Below are 16,969 nucleotides of genomic sequence, written 5' to 3'. Positions count from 1 at the left end.
GTAATAATGGGAATATCCACGATGCTACAGTTCAAATCCGATTATATGCGCAGAATAACGGATGATACAGGGATTTTTCAGCATACCAAGTTTGGAGTTCCAGATCGCTCGAAGGGCTATACGACCGATGATAACGCACGGGCATTAATCGCAGCGGTGTTATTGTATAGTAATAATAAAGATTCAGTTACTTTGGAACTTATTCACACTTATATTTCCTTCATTCATCACGCACAGAATACAGATGGTAACTTCAGAAACTTCATGGATTATAACCGTTCTTTCATTGAAGAGAGTGGCTCTGAAGATTGCCAAGGGCGTACGTTGTGGGCACTTGGGTTCGCACTTTCACATTCCACCTCACTACCCGATAATCTCTTAAATACCTGTCGTTATTTAATCAATCAAGCATTACCGCATATCGATGCTCTCGGTTCTCCTCGTGCTGGGGCCTACGCTATCATTGGGCTAAGTTACCTGATAGAAACCCCTAATGCTTTAACCTACTCCTTTCCATACCTCCACACATCAAACACATCAGAAGAGAAAGCCTTTCTGCCCAGAGCTTTTATAATCGATCTGATCGAAAATATGGCGACCCGACTTCACAATCAATATACTCGCAATAAGGGGAACGACTGGAATTGGTTTGAAGACAGCCTTACCTACGGAAACTCAATGTTGCCATGGGCACTTTTAAAAGCGTTCCGTATTTCAGGTAACGTAAATTTGAAGAAAACAGCCAAGGAAAGCTTGGATTTCCTATCATCCAAAACCTTTTCTAATGAAGGATATTATAAGCCGATTGGTAGCCATGGATGGCTACTGCGAAATGGAGTGGCTGCTCCCTACGATGAACAGCCAATTGAAGCCTGTGAAATGCTCCTTGCTTGTAAGGAAGCTGCGATCGTCCTTCAAGATCCCGCTTATCAGAAGCAAGCAACCTTATGCTATGAATGGTATACGGGAAATAATTCAATACAAACTTCTCTAATTGATCCCCAAACCGGAGCTTGTTATGATGGTATCCATTCGATTGGGTTGAACCTAAATCAAGGATCGGAGAGTATCATTTCCTTGTCTATTGCTCATTCGGTGATGCATCATGAATAAATTTGCTACTATCCTTGCAGGAGGAGGCGGAACCCGCTTTTGGCCGCTATCCAGACAAGAGATTCCGAAGCAACTTCTCAACATTAGCGGACATGATATTATGTTAAACGATACCATTGAACGATTTAAAGGCATTATCCCTCAGGAAAATACGGTTATCGTTACGAATCGTTCTCAAGCTGTATTAATGGAGAGTATCATGCATAGCAGTGTATCCAAACGCAATATTCTAATTGAACCTGTTGCGCGAAACACAGCCGCAAGTATACTTTTTGCAGCATTCTCTATAGAGAAATCCCACGGTGATTCTTTAATGGTCGTATTACCTTCCGATCATTATATTACGGATGAAGAACAATTCCGTCTTACGCTAGACGAAGCCTGTACGGTCGCAATGGAGACAGACCAAATTGTAACGATCGGAATTAAGCCTACATTCCCTTCTACTGGATATGGCTATATCGCTTTTGATAAAGAACCTATTTCTTCTAATCCTGTGGCTGTTTACGAAGTAGCTGAATTTGTAGAAAAACCGAATTTCCAAAAAGCTCAAGGTTATCTCTCGTCTGGTAACTACCTATGGAATAGCGGCATATTTATTTGGAAGACATCCGTAATAATTGATAACTTCAAGCGATACTTACCTCGGCTGTATAAGACGATGCTCCTAATCAGTGATTGTTTGGGTACGGATCAAGAAGAAGAAATCATTAATAAGATTTATCCTACACTTCAGAACATTTCAATAGATTATGGCATCCTTGAGCGCTCAGATGAGGTTGTTGTTCTGTCTGGTCAATTTGGCTGGAACGACATCGGAAGCTGGGATGCGCTTGGCGCGATCTTCCCACCAGATGAATCGGGTAATATTATAAAGGCGAATCATATGGGCATAGATACGCGTAATTCGATCATATATGGAACCGATAGGCTCATCACGACAATAGGTATGGACGGTTACATTATTGCAGATACCGAGGATGCACTATTAATCTGCCCCAAGGACAAAGCACAGTCTGTTAAAGAAATTGTCGAACTGCTGAAGGAAAAAGGAATGACCGATTATATCTAGAGATACCAAGATTAAACTAATACCGTCTTTTTTAGAAAAGACTATGATATTCCCTCAAAAAACATAAAAAATCCTAATTTGGATATCCATCCAAATTGGGATTTTTTATTTGTAACATAGGACATTATGATTACAGTAACCTGGCTTACCTTCTCTTCCCCGCCACACTCACTACGCCATATCTAAACAATACCTTCTTGCCGAACCATCCTAGCAATCGATCGGTGAAGAATCCCATAAAACCTAAGCAAAACAATCCAACAAAGATCCAATCTGTACGAAAGAATAACCGGGAATTCCAGATCAAATATCCTACACCTTCGTTGGAAGCAATCATCTCAGCCCCGATTATGGCCATATAAGAAGTTCCCATCGCAATCCGAACTCCTGTGAATATATAAGGTATTGTGGCTGGAACAATGACATGCAGTAGGATCTGCCACTCACTAGCTCCCATACTTCGAGCTGAACGAATTTTGTCCTCCTCCACCGACATCACGCCTGTTAAGATGTTTAGCACCACGATAAAGAAGGTGGCGTACATGATTAGTGCAATCTTCGACTGCTCCCCAATTCCGAACCATACCAGAAACAGAGTAATGAAGGCAATCGGTGGAATAAATCGGATAAAGTTCAGAAATGGTTCGGCAAAAATACGTATGACATTCACCTTACCAATGATTAGCCCAACAGGAATGGCAACCAGACTTCCCAGAACCCAACCGACCAGCACACGGTAAAAGCTAATGCCGATATATTTCGTTAAGGTACCATCCGCAAGCAGTTCTTGCCCTCCCTTAAGTGTACTCCATGGTCCCGGTATAACATCGGGTCCATAGACAACAGCCCCGAGCTGCCATATGCATAGTACGGCGATCCATAGCAAAGATACTGAAACCCATTTTTTCTCAATCCATCTCATTATCTATCCCACCTAATCTTATTCTTCGAAATGTCCTTGAATCGTATTGTATAAATTGTAGAACTGCTGTGAAGCAACATCCCTCGGATAAGATAGAGAATTGTCATAGATATCTGTTATGTTCGATGATGGTCCTACCGACATAATTCCAATCCGTTCTCCTAACAGCAAAGCCTCTTGAATATCATGAGTAACGAAAATCACGGTTTTATGTGTTTCGCGCCAAATATTCACTAATTCCTTTTGCATCGTTCGACGAGTCATTGCATCCAGAGCGCCAAACGGCTCATCCATCAGCAGAATCGCTGGATCATTTGCCAACACACGAGCCAACTGAACACGCTGCTTCATTCCTCCGGAAAGTTCCTTCGGAAACTTCTCTTCATGTCCCGTTAACCCAACCAATCTGATATATCGATCCGAGATTAGACGTTGCTCTTCTTTGGGTGTCTTCTTCATACGCAGTCCGAATTCTACATTCTGACGTACTGTAAGCCATGGGAACAGTGACGAATCCGCTTGTTGAAAAACAACCGCACGATCTCTACCCGGCTTATTTACCTCTACGTCATTCACTCGTAGATTACCACCGGACTTGGATACAAATCCGGCAATCATATTAAGCAGAGTTGACTTCCCGCATCCACTCGGACCAAGTAGAATGAAGAATTCACCCCCTTTTATGACAAGATCTACATCTTTAATAATGTAGTGAACGTCACCGACCGAGGGCTCACTATAGCTTTTGCGCAGCTGTTCAATATGAATCGCATTTTGCTTAGCAAGTAAAGTCATGCTGATCACCTCCTACTTTTTATAGGTCACTTTCTCTGGCAAAGCTTTCTTCAAAGGGTCAAGATTCAACTTAGCTACTAGATCAAAGTCCTTTTCAATAATTCCTGCGCTGACCATATATTTCTTCTGATTCGCAAGGCTATCAAAAGCCGCTTGCGTAAACCCAACCTCCCAGAGGTTGTTCGGTAAATCTTTTAATGTAGCTTCCTTCGGTTGCTTCACTTCCTTGTACATGAGATTAGCAACCTCTTCCTTATGGGAAGTTATATAGGTAGCAGCTTCATCTACCGCGGCAAGGAAATTCTTTATTCCTTCTGGATTATTCTTCAATAACTCATTGCCTGTCACGATTCCCATCCCAAGACGTACTGTTGTCTTAGACATATCCGTAAGTTCATGTACACCTTTAAGCCCTTCGAACTTATCGACCAGCGCAGAACCACTAAACCAAGCAGCGTCCACATCACCTTGCTTAAGAGCGATAAACGCTTCATCGAAGGCACCTTGACCAATCAATTCAACATCCTTCAACGCCACATTGTTTTCTTTAAGATACTCATCCCACAGATATGGAAGAAAGGTGCCACGCATAAAGCTTAACTTCTTCCCCAACAAATCTCCTGGTTTCTGGATATCGTCACTTACGAACAGCTTCCACTCCGTCGCCGCTTCATCCGTTGCTAGACCAGCCGATGCAATGATAGAATAATCCCCCTTAGCAACTGCGTTCAATAAAGGGAAATCTGCCCCATAAGCTACATCCACTTGTTTGATAAAGAGGGCATTTACGCCCTCTGCCGGAGTACCGAAATTAACCAATTCAGCATCAATACCATGTTTCGCAAAGATTCCTTTATCCAATGCAACACGGAACGTAGGATTCGTATTAATATCTGCAATCTTTATCTTCAATGAATCAGCAGCTGCCGCTGAATTCTCTTTGGAATTACAGCCTGATAATAGAATTACAATAGATAGGGGTAAGAGCAGAAGACTTGAGCCAATAAATGTTTTTTTCAAGCGTACACACCTCTTCATTATGGATTAGTATCTACTTAGCTTTGCGACTACCTTCATTTGAGGTAGCTACACATGCAGCACCATCCGCAAAAGGTAACGTCGTAGCCACATTTACAACAGAATCTGATCCCTTCTGCGCTGCTCCTGGAACTCTGAAGTGGGATACATCAATCGCGTCAATAGCATTTTCTATTGGCTTCTCTAGTTGTGGTACCCATTCATAAGGAAGTCGATAGGAACGATAGACCATGTTCGTGTTTCTGTTATCGATATATGGAGAGATGTATTCCCAGACCAACTCATGCTCTGCAGTAACTTCGAATAATCTACCGTTTGAACCTTCTGTAATTAAGGTGTTACCATTTGGTAAACGTTGTGCAGAACTGATATAAGGGCTGTAGAACTTATAAGAATCCGTCGGAACAGAGAATCCTGCCTCCGCTGCGGTATATTGCCATTCAATTTCTAGCGTGACTGGGTTAATCTCCAAAACCCGCGAATGGTCACGAAGCGCATTCTTTTGCCCAAACGGTGATGATGGATTCGGTAAGCCGTAACCGCCCCAACCACCGTTATCAAATACAAGTAGGTTACCTTCTCCCGGTAGACCTTGTGGAATAATATGAGCGTGATGTTGACCGATAATCCAATCGATATGTTTCAATTCTGGTAAAGAATAGTCAGGTCCGATTCTCCACACAATAGCACCCGTTTTCTTATCCGTAATTCCGATAATATTCGCTTCACGTGCATCCCAAATCACGTTATCCGGATGGAATCGCTCATCTCCAGCATCATAAAATTTATTAGGTCCCACATACGATGCAGAGTTGATATGCAACCAGTCTCCAACCCCTCCACCAAGATCACCGAAAGAACGTGTATTCGGATCTCTGAATAGAACATTCTTAGCTGCCTCATCAAATCCTAACTCTTCAAAATGTTCATTGAATGCCCATTCCCAGAGGATATTCCCTTCCCAATCCACTTCTATTATCGTGTCATCCAGTAACTGCTTATCAGAAATTTGGCTGTTGTATACGTTCTTATGAGCAAGGATCAGCGTATTTCCACTCGTTACCTTAGGCTCAAGTCCCGGTGCATAATACCCTACTGGATTGCCTTCACGCTGATAATCATGATGCTGACGTGCATACCACAGCGGCTCATAACCTGGGTCCTCAATATGTTCATAGCTGTTATATTTCCACACGATATTACCGTCCCAATCCACCTGTACGAGATCCACATTATCCTGAATACCGAACTTAGGATCTCTTCTGCCTGTGCTTCCAAGAACATAACCACCCGGTAATACTTTAGCTGGAAATCCAATAAGCCCTTTCCATAAATGCACTTCTTTGCCGTTCATATCAATCAATGTCACGCCTTCGTCTCCTGCTTGAAATACCGTATAACCGCTCCATGCCTTATCCGTGTTATATAAAGTTGCACCTGTTGGATAAACTGTTGAGTGTCCCATTTCTTCATTTCTCCTTCATCATTTAGGATGTTAAGTCAGTAGCTCAAATATTTACTACTCTTCGAAGTGTTCCGTGGCTTCTGTCCAAGGCCTTGTGGGGTAATAACTTCACTATTTTTCTTTGCCAAATCCAGTAATGTTTCCGAGAAGCCCTCCAAATTACTGACGATCCGCTGATAGAATTGGCTTTGAATAGCAAGTTCCTCCTCCGTAAAACCATCGGATAGAAGCGTTATACATCGGGCTCCGATATTTCCGTTCCTTTCGTACATCTCCCGACCATTATCCGTGATATCAAGTAGTACTGTTCTTCGATCATCTTCCTTGCGTCTGCGCACTGTATATCCGCCTGCCTCAAGTCTGTCGCATAAAGCCGTAATAGCACCGGAGGTGAAATCAAGTTGTTCTGCCAAGTCACCTAGACGCTGCTCACCTTCACGGACAATTTTGTGTAGAATTAGCATACCTGGTAATGTAATACCTTCCACGGTAACTCGGTCCCGCTCCTTCACATACCTTCTAATCATCTTGCGAAACAACCAATCGACCTCTTCTAAACGTTCCCAATCATTGTCCTTCATACGACTCCTCTTTCTATAAGCTTGTAACAAAAAAGGCTCCCGTCACATCTACCTTCTTCAGGAAAGATGTGCGGGAGCCTTTGGTAGTCCAATCAGCTCGAAATATTATTTCACTGTTCATTTAATTAGTACTGAATTGTTTTTCATATCATATAACCAATTAATCCCACCTGTCAAGTGTGAATTAAAATATATCTCTTTAACATTGAAATACATTTAAAGCACCGACGAGACGCTGCAATGAGAGAACCCTTAATTCTAAAGACTTTCTATCTCATTAAATAGCAAATTTGATAAGTTCAATTACCATATTAGATAAATTATTAGAAGAATGTATCCCTATGTATTCAAATGTATCCCCTGGATCTTATTGCAATAATTAGGAGATTATCATAATATCATGATGACAACATGGTAACGCATACATTTTCCATTTATATCATTTTAAAGGGGGATTTAGAAAGTGAAAAAACCATCGTTAGTCCTTATCAGTATGTTGTTAATCTTCACAATGTTCTTGGCAGCATGTGGTGGTAACAACGCAGCTACGAACACTCCAAGTGAAACTCCGAAAGAAGAAACTCCAAAAACAGAGGATCCTAAACCAGAAGAACCTAAAAAAGACATTGAATTACGAGTGTTCTCAACATTTGGCGGTACAGATGCTGCACGTGAATCTTTCCAAGCTGCTTTGGATGAGTTCACTGCAAAGAATCCTAATGTAAAGATTAATAATGATACAATGTCTGCTAATGATGACGGATTCAGAACAAAAGTTAACACTGATATGAACTCAGGTAATGAGCCTGACTTACTATTCTACTTCGCTGGTATCGATGCTCAAGGTTTTGTTGATGCAGGTAAAGTCGTTCCTATGAATGACATCCTTGATGCTGATGCTGAATGGAAAAATGGCTTCACGCCAAGTGCACTTGAGAATACAAGACAAGCGGATGGTAACATCTATGCCATCCCATTGACTGGTTTCTATGAAGGTCTATTTGTTAACAAGAAGTTGTTTGAAGAAAACAACCTTGAACTTCCAACAGACTGGGATAAAATGAAAAAAGCAGTTGAGACTTTCGCTGCTAAAGGTATCATCCCATTGGCTGCTCCATTCGACCAATCTCACTATGTAGTTGAACACTTCATCTTGTCAGCTGCAGGTCCAGAAGGTCAAGCAAAAGGTCTGAAAGATGGAATCGACCCTAATTGGGAAAAAGGTTATGCTGCTATGAAAGAACTTTATGACCTTGGCGCATTCCCTAAAGATGCTGCTACAATCGATCTTGGTATGGCTTCTAACTACTATGGTACAGGTAAAGCAGCAATGATTCTTGAAGGATCATGGGCATTTGGTGGTTTCGCGGATGCTGCAGTTAAAGATAATACAACTGTTATTCCTTTCCCAGTCGTTCCTGGTGGTCTTGGTAGCGGGAAAGATATCATTGGAGGCTTCGGTACTGGATTCTATCTGACTAAAGCAACTTATGACAATGCAGATAAGAAAGATGCCTCAATCGCTTTACTGAAACATATGACTTCCCCTGCTACTATTCAGAAGATTGCTGTAGCTAATGGTGGTACTCCTGCTGCGAAAGTAGAAATCACAGGCTTGGCACAGGCTGCAATGGATGGTTTCAAAATGGCCGCAGACTCTACTTCAATCAACAATCCAGTGGATAGCAAAATTGCACCAGAAACATTCTCTACGCTACGTGCAGCTGTTCAACAAGTTGTAACGGGTAAGAAGTCTCCAGCTGATGCACTTAAAGAAGCGAAGGCAATCGAGGATGCAAACAAAAAGTAATCCATTTATTGTAAATAAGATCTAATCTTGCATAAAGTACGCCGCCCTTCTTTTTTAGGCGGCGTAATCTTTTACTTAACAATTGAAGAAAATAAACATCAAAGGTGATAAATATGAAGGGCGATAGAAAGTATATCTTGATATTCTTGTTCCCTATGGCAGCGTTTATGTCGATCTTTTTATATTATCCATTCTTTAAGAGTCTATATCTTAGCTTCTTTCGTACAAAGGGATTCTTTGACAAGAAATTCATTGGATGGGATAACTATGAGCGATTAATATCGGATAACCTCCTAGGTGCATCAACATTGCATACATTAGAACTCATGTTATATGTCGTTGTGTTTCAGGTTGGTATCGCCCTATTACTTGCTGTAATGGTAGATAATATTAGTAAGTTTCAAGGGTTTTTCCGCACTGTGTTTTTCTTTCCAGTCGTAATCTCTGGTACAGCTATTTCGTTGTTATTCGTTCTCTTCTACAACTATAATTTTGGCCTATTAAATGGTATTTTGGCTAACCTTGGTTTAGAGAAAGTCCTATGGCTGAGTGAAAGTAATGCTTTAAAAGCAGTCGCAGTGCCTACCGTATGGCACTATGTTGGTTTTTATTTTGTCTTATTCTTAACTGCCATGGCTAAAATACCAGGTGATTATTACGAAGCAGCCAAGCTTGAGGGAATCAAGGGGTTTCAGAAAATGACGAAACTCACCATTCCCTTAATTATGAGTGACATAAAGGTTGTTATTACGTTAGCTATTACCGGTACCATGAAAGTATTCGAGTTCGTGTGGGTAGTTTCTAGGGGACAGAACGGTACAGAAGTATTGGGAACTTATATGTATAAAAAAGCTCTTGTAGATCAGAACTTCGGTTATGGCTCCACGATTGCAATTTATATGGTCGTTCTCGGTGTTATATTAGCATTACTTGCCAATCGTTTGTTGAAAAGCGAAGAAATCACATACTAAGCCGTTATTAGGGGTGTTATTTTATGCAACCAGTCATTAACAATGAACATACAATAAGGCGAGTTAAAACCAACCGATTCAGCTTGGGTACTACCTTAATGTACATTGTGTTAACAGCATGGTCCTTAACGACAATATATCCACTTTTCTGGATCGTTAATAACTCGTTCAAGGTATCTAGTGATGTTATGAATAAGTCGTTTTCTTTAGCGTTAGAACCAGTATTTATTAACTATACGACTGCATTTGATCGAATAAACATAGGAAAGAGTTATATCAACAGCTTGATCATGTCCGGAGGCACAGTATTGTTCGTACTTCTGTTTGCTGGATTAGCAGCGTATGTATTGTCTAGGTTTACTTTTAAAGCCAAGAGAGCTTTATACTCGCTTCTCTACGCGACACTACTTATCCCTGCTTTTGCAACTGTTGTTCCTGTTTATGAGATTCTTATCAAGACGAGTTTAGTTAACACGTATTGGGGATTGATTTTGCCACAAACAGCAGGTAACTTAACCTTTGCAACATTAGTTATTGCAGGATATATGACGACGATCGCCAAAGAACTGGAAGAAGCAGCGTTTATTGATGGATGCAACAGATGGCAGATGTTCGTTAAGATCTTTTTCCCAGTATCTAGACCAGCATTTGCATCCGTAAGTATTTTCGTATTCTTATGGTCCTATAATGACTTGTTCTCTGCATTGATCTTTGTTAATAAAGAGAGCGTCCGTCCTATTGTTGCATTGTTGAATGAAATCAGCTCCCAATATGGGACTGACTTCGGACTCATGGCAACGGCTGTAGCTCTTACCGTTATACCTGTATTAATTGTATATCTGTTCATCTCCAAATTCATCGAAAAAGGATTGACCGAAGGTGCGATAAAAGGATAATACGGCTTCATACAGAAATAGAGGGTATTCTACAGACCAGAATAATGGTTTGTGGAATACCCTCTTTCTCTGTTCACCTAGTTATACATGGGTTGGGAAACCTTAATACTGCTGATACTATTTGAATGTCTTGGGTTTCTTCAAATTGCATTTCTCTATTAATAGAAGAATCACCAGAAGGCAGGCAAGGAAATTATCCTTGGCCTACCTTCTGGTGTAAATCCGACCCTTCTTTTAGATGAACGGGTGTCTATTAATTAGATAGTCCTAAGTTACGAAGCATTCTCATGACAGTCACTGTCGCCTGAGCCTTTGTAACGTTTGACTTAGGATATAATTGGGTTGGTGACACACCTTGCATGATTTTGTAGTCTACCATCAGTGCTAAAGAATCCTTCGCATACGATGAAATAATGGATTGATCTTTGAATGGATTTAGAACCCCAAGATTCACTTGATGCTTCTTGCCCGCATATTCCATTGCATTAGCAAGGATCATAGCCATATCTTGACGTGTCACCTTATCATTTGGACCGAAAGAATCTGAAGTCTTTCCTTTAATGAATCCAGCTACCGATGCTGCAGCGATGTCTCTTGCGAACTTCGATTGACTATCCACATCCTTAAACGTTACGTTGGCCTCGTTAGGTATGAGCCCTAGAGCTCTTACGATCATCGAGGTTACCTCTGCACGAGTGATGCTGCTATTAGAACCAAACTTATCTGTACTCTCTCCAGTAGCAATAAGCTTCGCCGTAGCCAGTGTTACATCCTTCTGTGCCCATCCTATGGTAACATCTTGGAAGTTATACTTAGTTTCAATAATGGTGTAGATACTATTGCCTGGTCTCTTCAATTCTACTGTAACCGTTCCATCTGTGTTCACCGTAAATACCGTAGGTACTGAACGGACCTCATTCGTGCCCGGGATATAGATAACCCCAGTAGCTCGATCCATATCAATATCTTTAGCTTTTAATGTGAATTTTCGAACCAGAAAATGCTTTCCGAAATCCTTGATTTCCACGAATGTCTTGTCAGCATTCAGTTGTTCGATCTTAAATTCCAGAGGATTCACGAGTTGCTTCATGCCGTTATCCTGTAACAACTTCGAAAGTTGATCATTGATATTCTGAACAGGAGCTTGAATCGTAATCTTAATATCTTTTGATAAATCGATAGCATGAATTGGAATGATGTATTCCACTCCATTGGCAAGGATGGACAATGACGCTTGAGCCCCTTTTTTCGCAATAGCAGCAAGGATCTCTTTAGGCACGTTAACTTCAACTTGCTTTCCTTTGTCACTAACCACAATTGGGAATGTTGTTGAAGTCGCCTTACTAATGATTGCTAATGAAGAAGCAGATTGTAATTTCACAATGAGTTTATCTCCATCTTTGGTCGTTAGGATATCTAGTTGATCTTTCTGTTTAACAACCGGTGGGGTTGTTGATGCTGGAGGTGTTGATCCTCCACCTGATGGAGAAGGTGATGGTGTAACATCTGGCGTTGTTACCGGAGGTGTTGCTAGTGTTGTCACATTCAATTCTTTACTGTTTATAGATACTTTTTTAACTTCATCCTTATCTTTTACGATAGCAATAACATGAATGGTATAATTTGTGTTAAAAGTAAGAGAATTCAACGTGTACTGAGGTGTTGTTGTATTGGCTATCCATTGTAGATTATCATTTTTCAAATCTTTATTATTCAAGTAAATCTCGTATCCTGTTGCTCCCTCTGTCGCATCCCATTTCACTTGAATGCTATTATGAGTTTTAGTAGCTACTACCAGATTCTTAGGAGCTGCTAGTGCTGATGTGTTCAGCTTGCCATCGATTGGTAAACTTTCAACTAATGGTGTCGTTAGTGTTTTATTGCGGTCACCACTGATATCCCAACTCATGACGCCAGCAATATCTAATGACTTCAACATGGCTGCTGAATACAACATAGATTCCTTATCATTATAGTTAATAAAGATCTTCGTTGCTGGGTTATAGACGTAAGCTACTTTAGCAGCTTCATTCCAGTATCGAACATAACCATTCTTGTTCAGATAGTTATTTTCGATATCCGTGAAATCAAATAATCCGCCTTCCCATGTTCCGGTTGTAGTTCCTCCTTTACAGGTCTGATATTCTCCATTGGCAGGACAATCCATCCAACCCTTCCCATAGAAAGGAACTCCTAACACTAATTTATGGTTAGGTACCCCACCCTTCAGATGGCCTAATGCTCCTCCTCTTATATTATTTCTAGGTGCATAAGTATCCGCTTTAGGGTGGTTCTTATCAAAGTATAACGGTGCATTATGATGACCAAGTGCATCTGCACGCCCGCTATAATCATAAGTCATGATATTAATAAAATCTAAATATTTAGCAGAATTGACGAAATCTGCATTCACGGTGAAATTATCGCCTTGGCCGGATGCAATCGTCTGAAGATAATACTTGCCATCCACAGAACCTGCTGCATCTAAAGCTTCACGAACTGTTTTTACCAAGAGCATAAAGTTTTCTTTATCCAGTGGACTTCTAGAATTATCAGACTCGCCTCCCTCAACAGGGTATTCCCAATCAATATCAATTCCGTCTATGCCATATTCCCGAAGGAAATCAACAACCGAGTTAGCGAACGCACGACGAGTCACTTCGGTCATTGCCATATTAGAGAAGTTATTAGACCACGTCCAGCCACCGACTGAAATCATTAACTTCAAGTGAGGATTCTGTTCTTTGATCGTTGCGAAACTTTTGAAATTATTAAAATCTACTTCGGGATCACCAATGACCATCTCACCATCAAATACATAATCCTTTTGCAAAGGAATATTTGCGTTCTGACAAGGTCTAGCCTCAGTTCCGAATCCTTTCCAACATAAATCAGAGAAGGCATAGTTGATATGTGTAAGTTGTGATACATCGATATCCGTTGGTATAAAATTTCGATTAGTCACCGACCATGATGTGAAGTAGGAAATATGATTATAGTTACTGCCTGGTACAGCTTTTACTTCATTACTTTCTGGTGATATCCAAAGATTGTTCTTGGCTATAACTTTAAGCGCGTATGACTGCCCCTCTGTAAGCCCCTCTATCAAGTATTGATTAGAATCACTTGAGCCAACATGTACATTATCTTGATAAATATCATAGCTTGTAGCACCAGGTGTAGGCGCCCATCCTAATGCAACCGTTGTTCTTGTTGCTGTTACAATACTTAAGTCCTTAGGAGCTTCTAATTCTCCCCAAGTCATTGTAACTTTATTACTGTTAGTTGAGACAATCGTGGCTTGGCCTTCCAATGCTTTTTGAGCCCCGACTGTAAAAGTATACTTCTTACCAATCTCAAACCCCTCTTTGGGGGCATATTCTTGCGTAGTGGCAGCATTGTCCCATGTACCGCCTATCCAAGCGCCATTTACATATTGATCGTAACCCGTCGCATCTGGACTTGCTCCCCAATTCAAAGTCACAGATCCATCTGTCACATCCGTCACTTTCAAATAACTTGGTGCTGTTAAAAGAGCATCTGGATATCCCCCCTTATCTGGAAGTGTTTTAAATGTCACTACGTTACTCTCTTGTTCAGGAGTAAGATCAGCAGCTTGAATTCCATCATACCCAACATAAAGAGCATATTCTGTCTCGGGAAGTAAACCACCTACCACCTTTGATCCAAGATTTGCCCATGTTTTAAACCTATTATTATCATTCCTGTCAAAGATCCAATACGCAGTATATCCAGGCACAGGAATCCACTCTAACGAAACGGTATTATGTGTTACATTTACAACTTTTAAATCTCGAGGACCCTTGTCCTTTGGCGCTACAAGTGGATACGTAGTAAATTCAATGATATTACTTCTATCCTCAATTGAAGCTGGTTCCGATGTTGCCCATGTAATATATACTCTATATTTCTTTTCTGGGATTAAATCTTGTAGTTCCTTTGTTCCTCCACTCCCAGTTGCTAGAAGTTTATCGTTATCAGCATTCCATATGTTAACATTATTGATTTTCGGATCCGAATACACATCCCAAGTCACCGTTGCTCTAGTAGCTGCTAACCACGCTTCATTCAATTTTAAATTTTGAGGTGCCGTTGGCTTTGTTACTGGGTCTGCTGCATACGATGCGGGCGCTGGAAGCAATGTTCCAAATGTTAAAATAAAAGCCATTAACACCATCATTATTTTAGAATACCTCGTTCGAACAAATATACGCACTTTTACTCCCCCTATTAAAACCTAATTTTCAGAAAGATAAGCCATGATTTGTAAGCGATTTCAAAACATGTAATTAGACGAATACTCCTCCAACTCACCACCTTATCTAATTAATAAATTACCAAAATAATTACATAAATGCATATTTAATATTATATGGTATATAAATGCATTTATAGTAATAATGATGTTAAAAACATTATGAATCAAGGTACTTTTTTACTATATTTTAAATTTTTTTTATAATGATTTTAAAAAAAAACAAAAAAAAGCACCCTAGCTGAACACCTCATATCTCAGTGTCCATGCTATGGGTACCTTTTTATGGTTATGGTTATTTCAAACCGCTAGTCGTGTAATTCTCAATAATGTTCTTCTGGAAAATAATAAAGATGATGATAATGGGCATAACCATAAAGGTTGCACCTGCCATCTGTAAGGCAAAGTTTCCTCCGTACTGACTTTTCAGTAATGAGAGACCGACGGACAACGTATATAACTTCTCGTCGTTCGCCATAATTAATGGCCATAGGAAGCTGTTCCAACCACCGATAAAGGCAAGAATGGCTTGTACAGCAAGAATAGGCTTCGATACCGGAAGAATAATTTGTACGAAGGTTCTGAACTCACTAGCCCCATCGAGTCGAGTCGCTTCAATAATTTCATCTGGAATGGTCGTCATAAACTGACGGAATAGGAAGATTCCGAATGCCCCCACCAGACCAGGCAATACAATCCCCAGCATCGTGTTCGTCAAATTCATTTTATTTAAGATCAGATACACTGGAATCATCGTTACTTGGCTAGGAATCATCATCGTTGCCAACACCATAAAGAAAATACCATCTTTCCCTTTAAAGTTGTACTTGGCAAAGCCAAAACCAGCCATCGCATTCAAGAACATTCCAAAGAATGCGAAAAGGACGATTATCAGTGTATTTTTCAAATACACAGCAAAATTCATATTTTCAAATAAATTCTTATAGTTTTCAAAAGTAAATCCCTGAGGCCATAATGTCGGCGGAATCAAGATAACTTCACTTTCCGTCTTAAAGGATGACAAGATCATCCAAATAAATGGAAGTACAAACATGATACCCCCGAGCGTCAATACAATCCCTGCAATCCATTGAAATAATTTATCTTTTTTATTGCTGTTCATCGGTTCACCTCCGCTCTGTTAATAATCTGATTCTTTATTCTGTACTTTGTATTGAACCAACGTTACTGCGATGACAGCGATAAATAAGACAAATGAACCGGCCGCAGCATATCCGAAGTTACTCAATTGGAAACCATTTTTATAAATAAACAATGCAGCTGACATCGTACCGTCCAACGGTCCACCCTTCGTCATAATGAACGGTTCTTCGAAGAACTGTAACCATCCAATCATCGTTGTAATCGATACGAAGAAGATTGCAAAGCGCAACATCGGAAGTGTGATTGCCGTAATCTGCTGCCATGTATTCGCACCATCTAATTCCGCAGCTTCATAGTAAGACCTTGGAATACCTTGTAATGCCGCAATGAAGATAATCATATTAAGACCTACTGCTCTCCAAAGAGCCATGAGAATCAATGATATTTTAGCTACCGTAGGCTCCGTTAGCCACGGAATGGCCGACAAATTCATAGATTCTAAAATGTAATTAAATAGACCAAATGCCGGGTTATACAAATAAGCCCATACAACCGCTACTGCTACAACGTTCGTAACCGATGGTAAATAAAAGACAACACGAAACACTTTGAAAAGTTTAGACTTCCCTAGGTTAATCAATAAAGCTACACCAAGTGATGTTAGAATAACCAACGGAACGCCAATAATAACGTAAAATAACGTATTAAAAATAGCTTTTAAGAAAACCGGATCCGACAGCACATTGATATAGTTCTTAATACCAACAAAGCTCAAATTTGAATAGTCTGCTAATCCCGCCAAGTCCATATCCGTAAAGCTGATGAACAAGGCCACAAAGATAGGTAACAGCGAAAATACAGTGAGTAATATGATCGCAGGTGCAATAAATAAATAAGGCGCTTTTCTTGATGTGAAACCTTTCATA

General features: G+C 40.3%; 13 protein-coding genes. 5 read left to right on the top strand and 8 right to left on the bottom strand.

What is annotated here, in order from left to right; all coding sequences use genetic code 11:
• Nucleotides 1-6 precede the first annotated feature (6 nt).
• Nucleotides 7-1,113, top strand: coding sequence for a glycoside hydrolase family protein (locus PBAT_RS03090; protein ID WP_211267814.1), 1,107 nt, complete (start codon nt 7-9; stop codon nt 1,111-1,113).
• On the top strand, nt 1,106-2,185 hold the full coding sequence (locus PBAT_RS03085) for a mannose-1-phosphate guanylyltransferase (RefSeq protein WP_068646448.1): 1,080 nt from the start codon (nt 1,106-1,108) through the stop codon (nt 2,183-2,185). The genes PBAT_RS03090 and PBAT_RS03085 overlap by 8 nt, the downstream gene beginning before the upstream one ends.
• Before the next feature lie 145 nt (nt 2,186-2,330).
• On the opposite strand, the gene PBAT_RS03080 is transcribed toward PBAT_RS03085, so the two are convergent.
• From PBAT_RS03080 to PBAT_RS03060, 5 genes are read right to left on the bottom strand one after another with little or no spacing between them, the layout of a single operon-like run.
• Entirely contained in the window at nt 2,331-3,107 is a 777-nt protein-coding gene (locus tag PBAT_RS03080) for an ABC transporter permease (RefSeq protein WP_068646446.1), read from the bottom strand.
• 18 nt (nt 3,108-3,125) lie between these two features.
• On the bottom strand, nt 3,126-3,902 hold the full coding sequence (locus PBAT_RS03075; protein ID WP_068646444.1) for an ABC transporter ATP-binding protein: 777 nt from the start codon (nt 3,900-3,902) through the stop codon (nt 3,126-3,128).
• A gap of 12 nt (nt 3,903-3,914) precedes the next feature.
• Entirely contained in the window at nt 3,915-4,922 is a 1,008-nt protein-coding gene (locus tag PBAT_RS03070) for an ABC transporter substrate-binding protein (RefSeq protein WP_068646442.1), read from the bottom strand.
• A 31-nt stretch (nt 4,923-4,953) separates the two neighbouring features.
• Nucleotides 4,954-6,405 carry an aryl-sulfate sulfotransferase gene (locus tag PBAT_RS03065; RefSeq protein WP_068646440.1) on the bottom strand — a complete coding sequence of 484 codons (1,452 nt, stop codon included), beginning with the start codon at nt 6,403-6,405 and terminating at the stop codon, nt 4,954-4,956.
• A 35-nt stretch (nt 6,406-6,440) separates the two neighbouring features.
• Nucleotides 6,441-6,986 (bottom strand): MarR family winged helix-turn-helix transcriptional regulator, encoded by a 546-nt coding sequence (locus tag PBAT_RS03060; RefSeq protein WP_068646438.1) that lies wholly within the window; start codon nt 6,984-6,986, stop codon nt 6,441-6,443.
• A gap of 463 nt (nt 6,987-7,449) precedes the next feature.
• Between PBAT_RS03060 and PBAT_RS03055 the strand changes: the two genes are divergently transcribed.
• The 3 genes from PBAT_RS03055 to PBAT_RS03045 all read left to right on the top strand — a co-directional run bounded on the left by PBAT_RS03055 (nt 7,450) and on the right by PBAT_RS03045 (nt 10,663).
• Entirely contained in the window at nt 7,450-8,796 is a 1,347-nt protein-coding gene (locus tag PBAT_RS03055) for an ABC transporter substrate-binding protein (RefSeq protein ID WP_068646436.1), read from the top strand.
• 113 nt (nt 8,797-8,909) lie between these two features.
• Complete coding sequence (locus PBAT_RS03050) at nt 8,910-9,767, top strand: carbohydrate ABC transporter permease (RefSeq protein WP_068646434.1); 858 nt, start codon at nt 8,910-8,912, stop codon at nt 9,765-9,767.
• 23 nt (nt 9,768-9,790) lie between these two features.
• Nucleotides 9,791-10,663, top strand: coding sequence for a carbohydrate ABC transporter permease (locus tag PBAT_RS03045; protein ID WP_068646432.1), 873 nt, complete (start codon nt 9,791-9,793; stop codon nt 10,661-10,663).
• Between the two features lie 253 nt (nt 10,664-10,916).
• On the opposite strand, the gene PBAT_RS03040 is transcribed toward PBAT_RS03045, so the two are convergent.
• The 3 genes from PBAT_RS03040 to PBAT_RS03030 all read right to left on the bottom strand — a co-directional run bounded on the left by PBAT_RS03040 (nt 10,917) and on the right by PBAT_RS03030 (nt 16,968).
• Nucleotides 10,917-14,900 carry a glycosyl hydrolase family 18 protein gene (locus PBAT_RS03040; protein WP_246168492.1) on the bottom strand — a complete coding sequence of 1,328 codons (3,984 nt, stop codon included), beginning with the start codon at nt 14,898-14,900 and terminating at the stop codon, nt 10,917-10,919.
• Between the two features lie 334 nt (nt 14,901-15,234).
• Nucleotides 15,235-16,062 carry a carbohydrate ABC transporter permease gene (locus tag PBAT_RS03035; protein ID WP_068646430.1) on the bottom strand — a complete coding sequence of 276 codons (828 nt, stop codon included), beginning with the start codon at nt 16,060-16,062 and terminating at the stop codon, nt 15,235-15,237.
• 18 nt (nt 16,063-16,080) lie between these two features.
• Nucleotides 16,081-16,968: a carbohydrate ABC transporter permease gene (locus tag PBAT_RS03030; RefSeq protein ID WP_068646428.1), complete on the bottom strand. Its 888-nt coding sequence runs from the start codon at nt 16,966-16,968 to the stop codon at nt 16,081-16,083.
• Nucleotide 16,969 lies beyond the last annotated feature (1 nt).

The sequence above is a fragment of the Paenibacillus antarcticus genome (genome assembly GCF_001637225.1).
Taxonomy (GTDB): Bacteria; Bacillota; Bacilli; order Paenibacillales; family Paenibacillaceae; genus Paenibacillus_AQ; species Paenibacillus_AQ antarcticus.
This window is presented reverse-complemented; position numbering and strand designations above follow the sequence as displayed.

What these genes read in the sequence shown, in the direction of transcription:
- PBAT_RS03080 (WP_068646446.1), bottom strand. Translation starts at nt 3,107, where the DNA reads ATGAGATGGATTGAGAAAAAATGGGTTTCAGTATCTTTGCTATGGATC.
- PBAT_RS03060 (WP_068646438.1), bottom strand. Translation starts at nt 6,986, where the DNA reads ATGAAGGACAATGATTGGGAACGTTTAGAAGAGGTCGATTGGTTGTTT.
- PBAT_RS03035 (WP_068646430.1), bottom strand. Translation starts at nt 16,062, where the DNA reads ATGAACAGCAATAAAAAAGATAAATTATTTCAATGGATTGCAGGGATT.
- PBAT_RS03065 (WP_068646440.1), bottom strand. Translation starts at nt 6,405, where the DNA reads ATGGGACACTCAACAGTTTATCCAACAGGTGCAACTTTATATAACACG.
- PBAT_RS03075 (WP_068646444.1), bottom strand. Translation starts at nt 3,902, where the DNA reads ATGACTTTACTTGCTAAGCAAAATGCGATTCATATTGAACAGCTGCGC.
- PBAT_RS03050 (WP_068646434.1), top strand. Translation starts at nt 8,910, where the DNA reads ATGAAGGGCGATAGAAAGTATATCTTGATATTCTTGTTCCCTATGGCA.
- PBAT_RS03085 (WP_068646448.1), top strand. Translation starts at nt 1,106, where the DNA reads ATGAATAAATTTGCTACTATCCTTGCAGGAGGAGGCGGAACCCGCTTT.
- PBAT_RS03090 (WP_211267814.1), top strand. Translation starts at nt 7, where the DNA reads ATGGGAATATCCACGATGCTACAGTTCAAATCCGATTATATGCGCAGA.
- PBAT_RS03045 (WP_068646432.1), top strand. Translation starts at nt 9,791, where the DNA reads ATGCAACCAGTCATTAACAATGAACATACAATAAGGCGAGTTAAAACC.
- PBAT_RS03030 (WP_068646428.1), bottom strand. Translation starts at nt 16,968, where the DNA reads ATGAAAGGTTTCACATCAAGAAAAGCGCCTTATTTATTTATTGCACCT.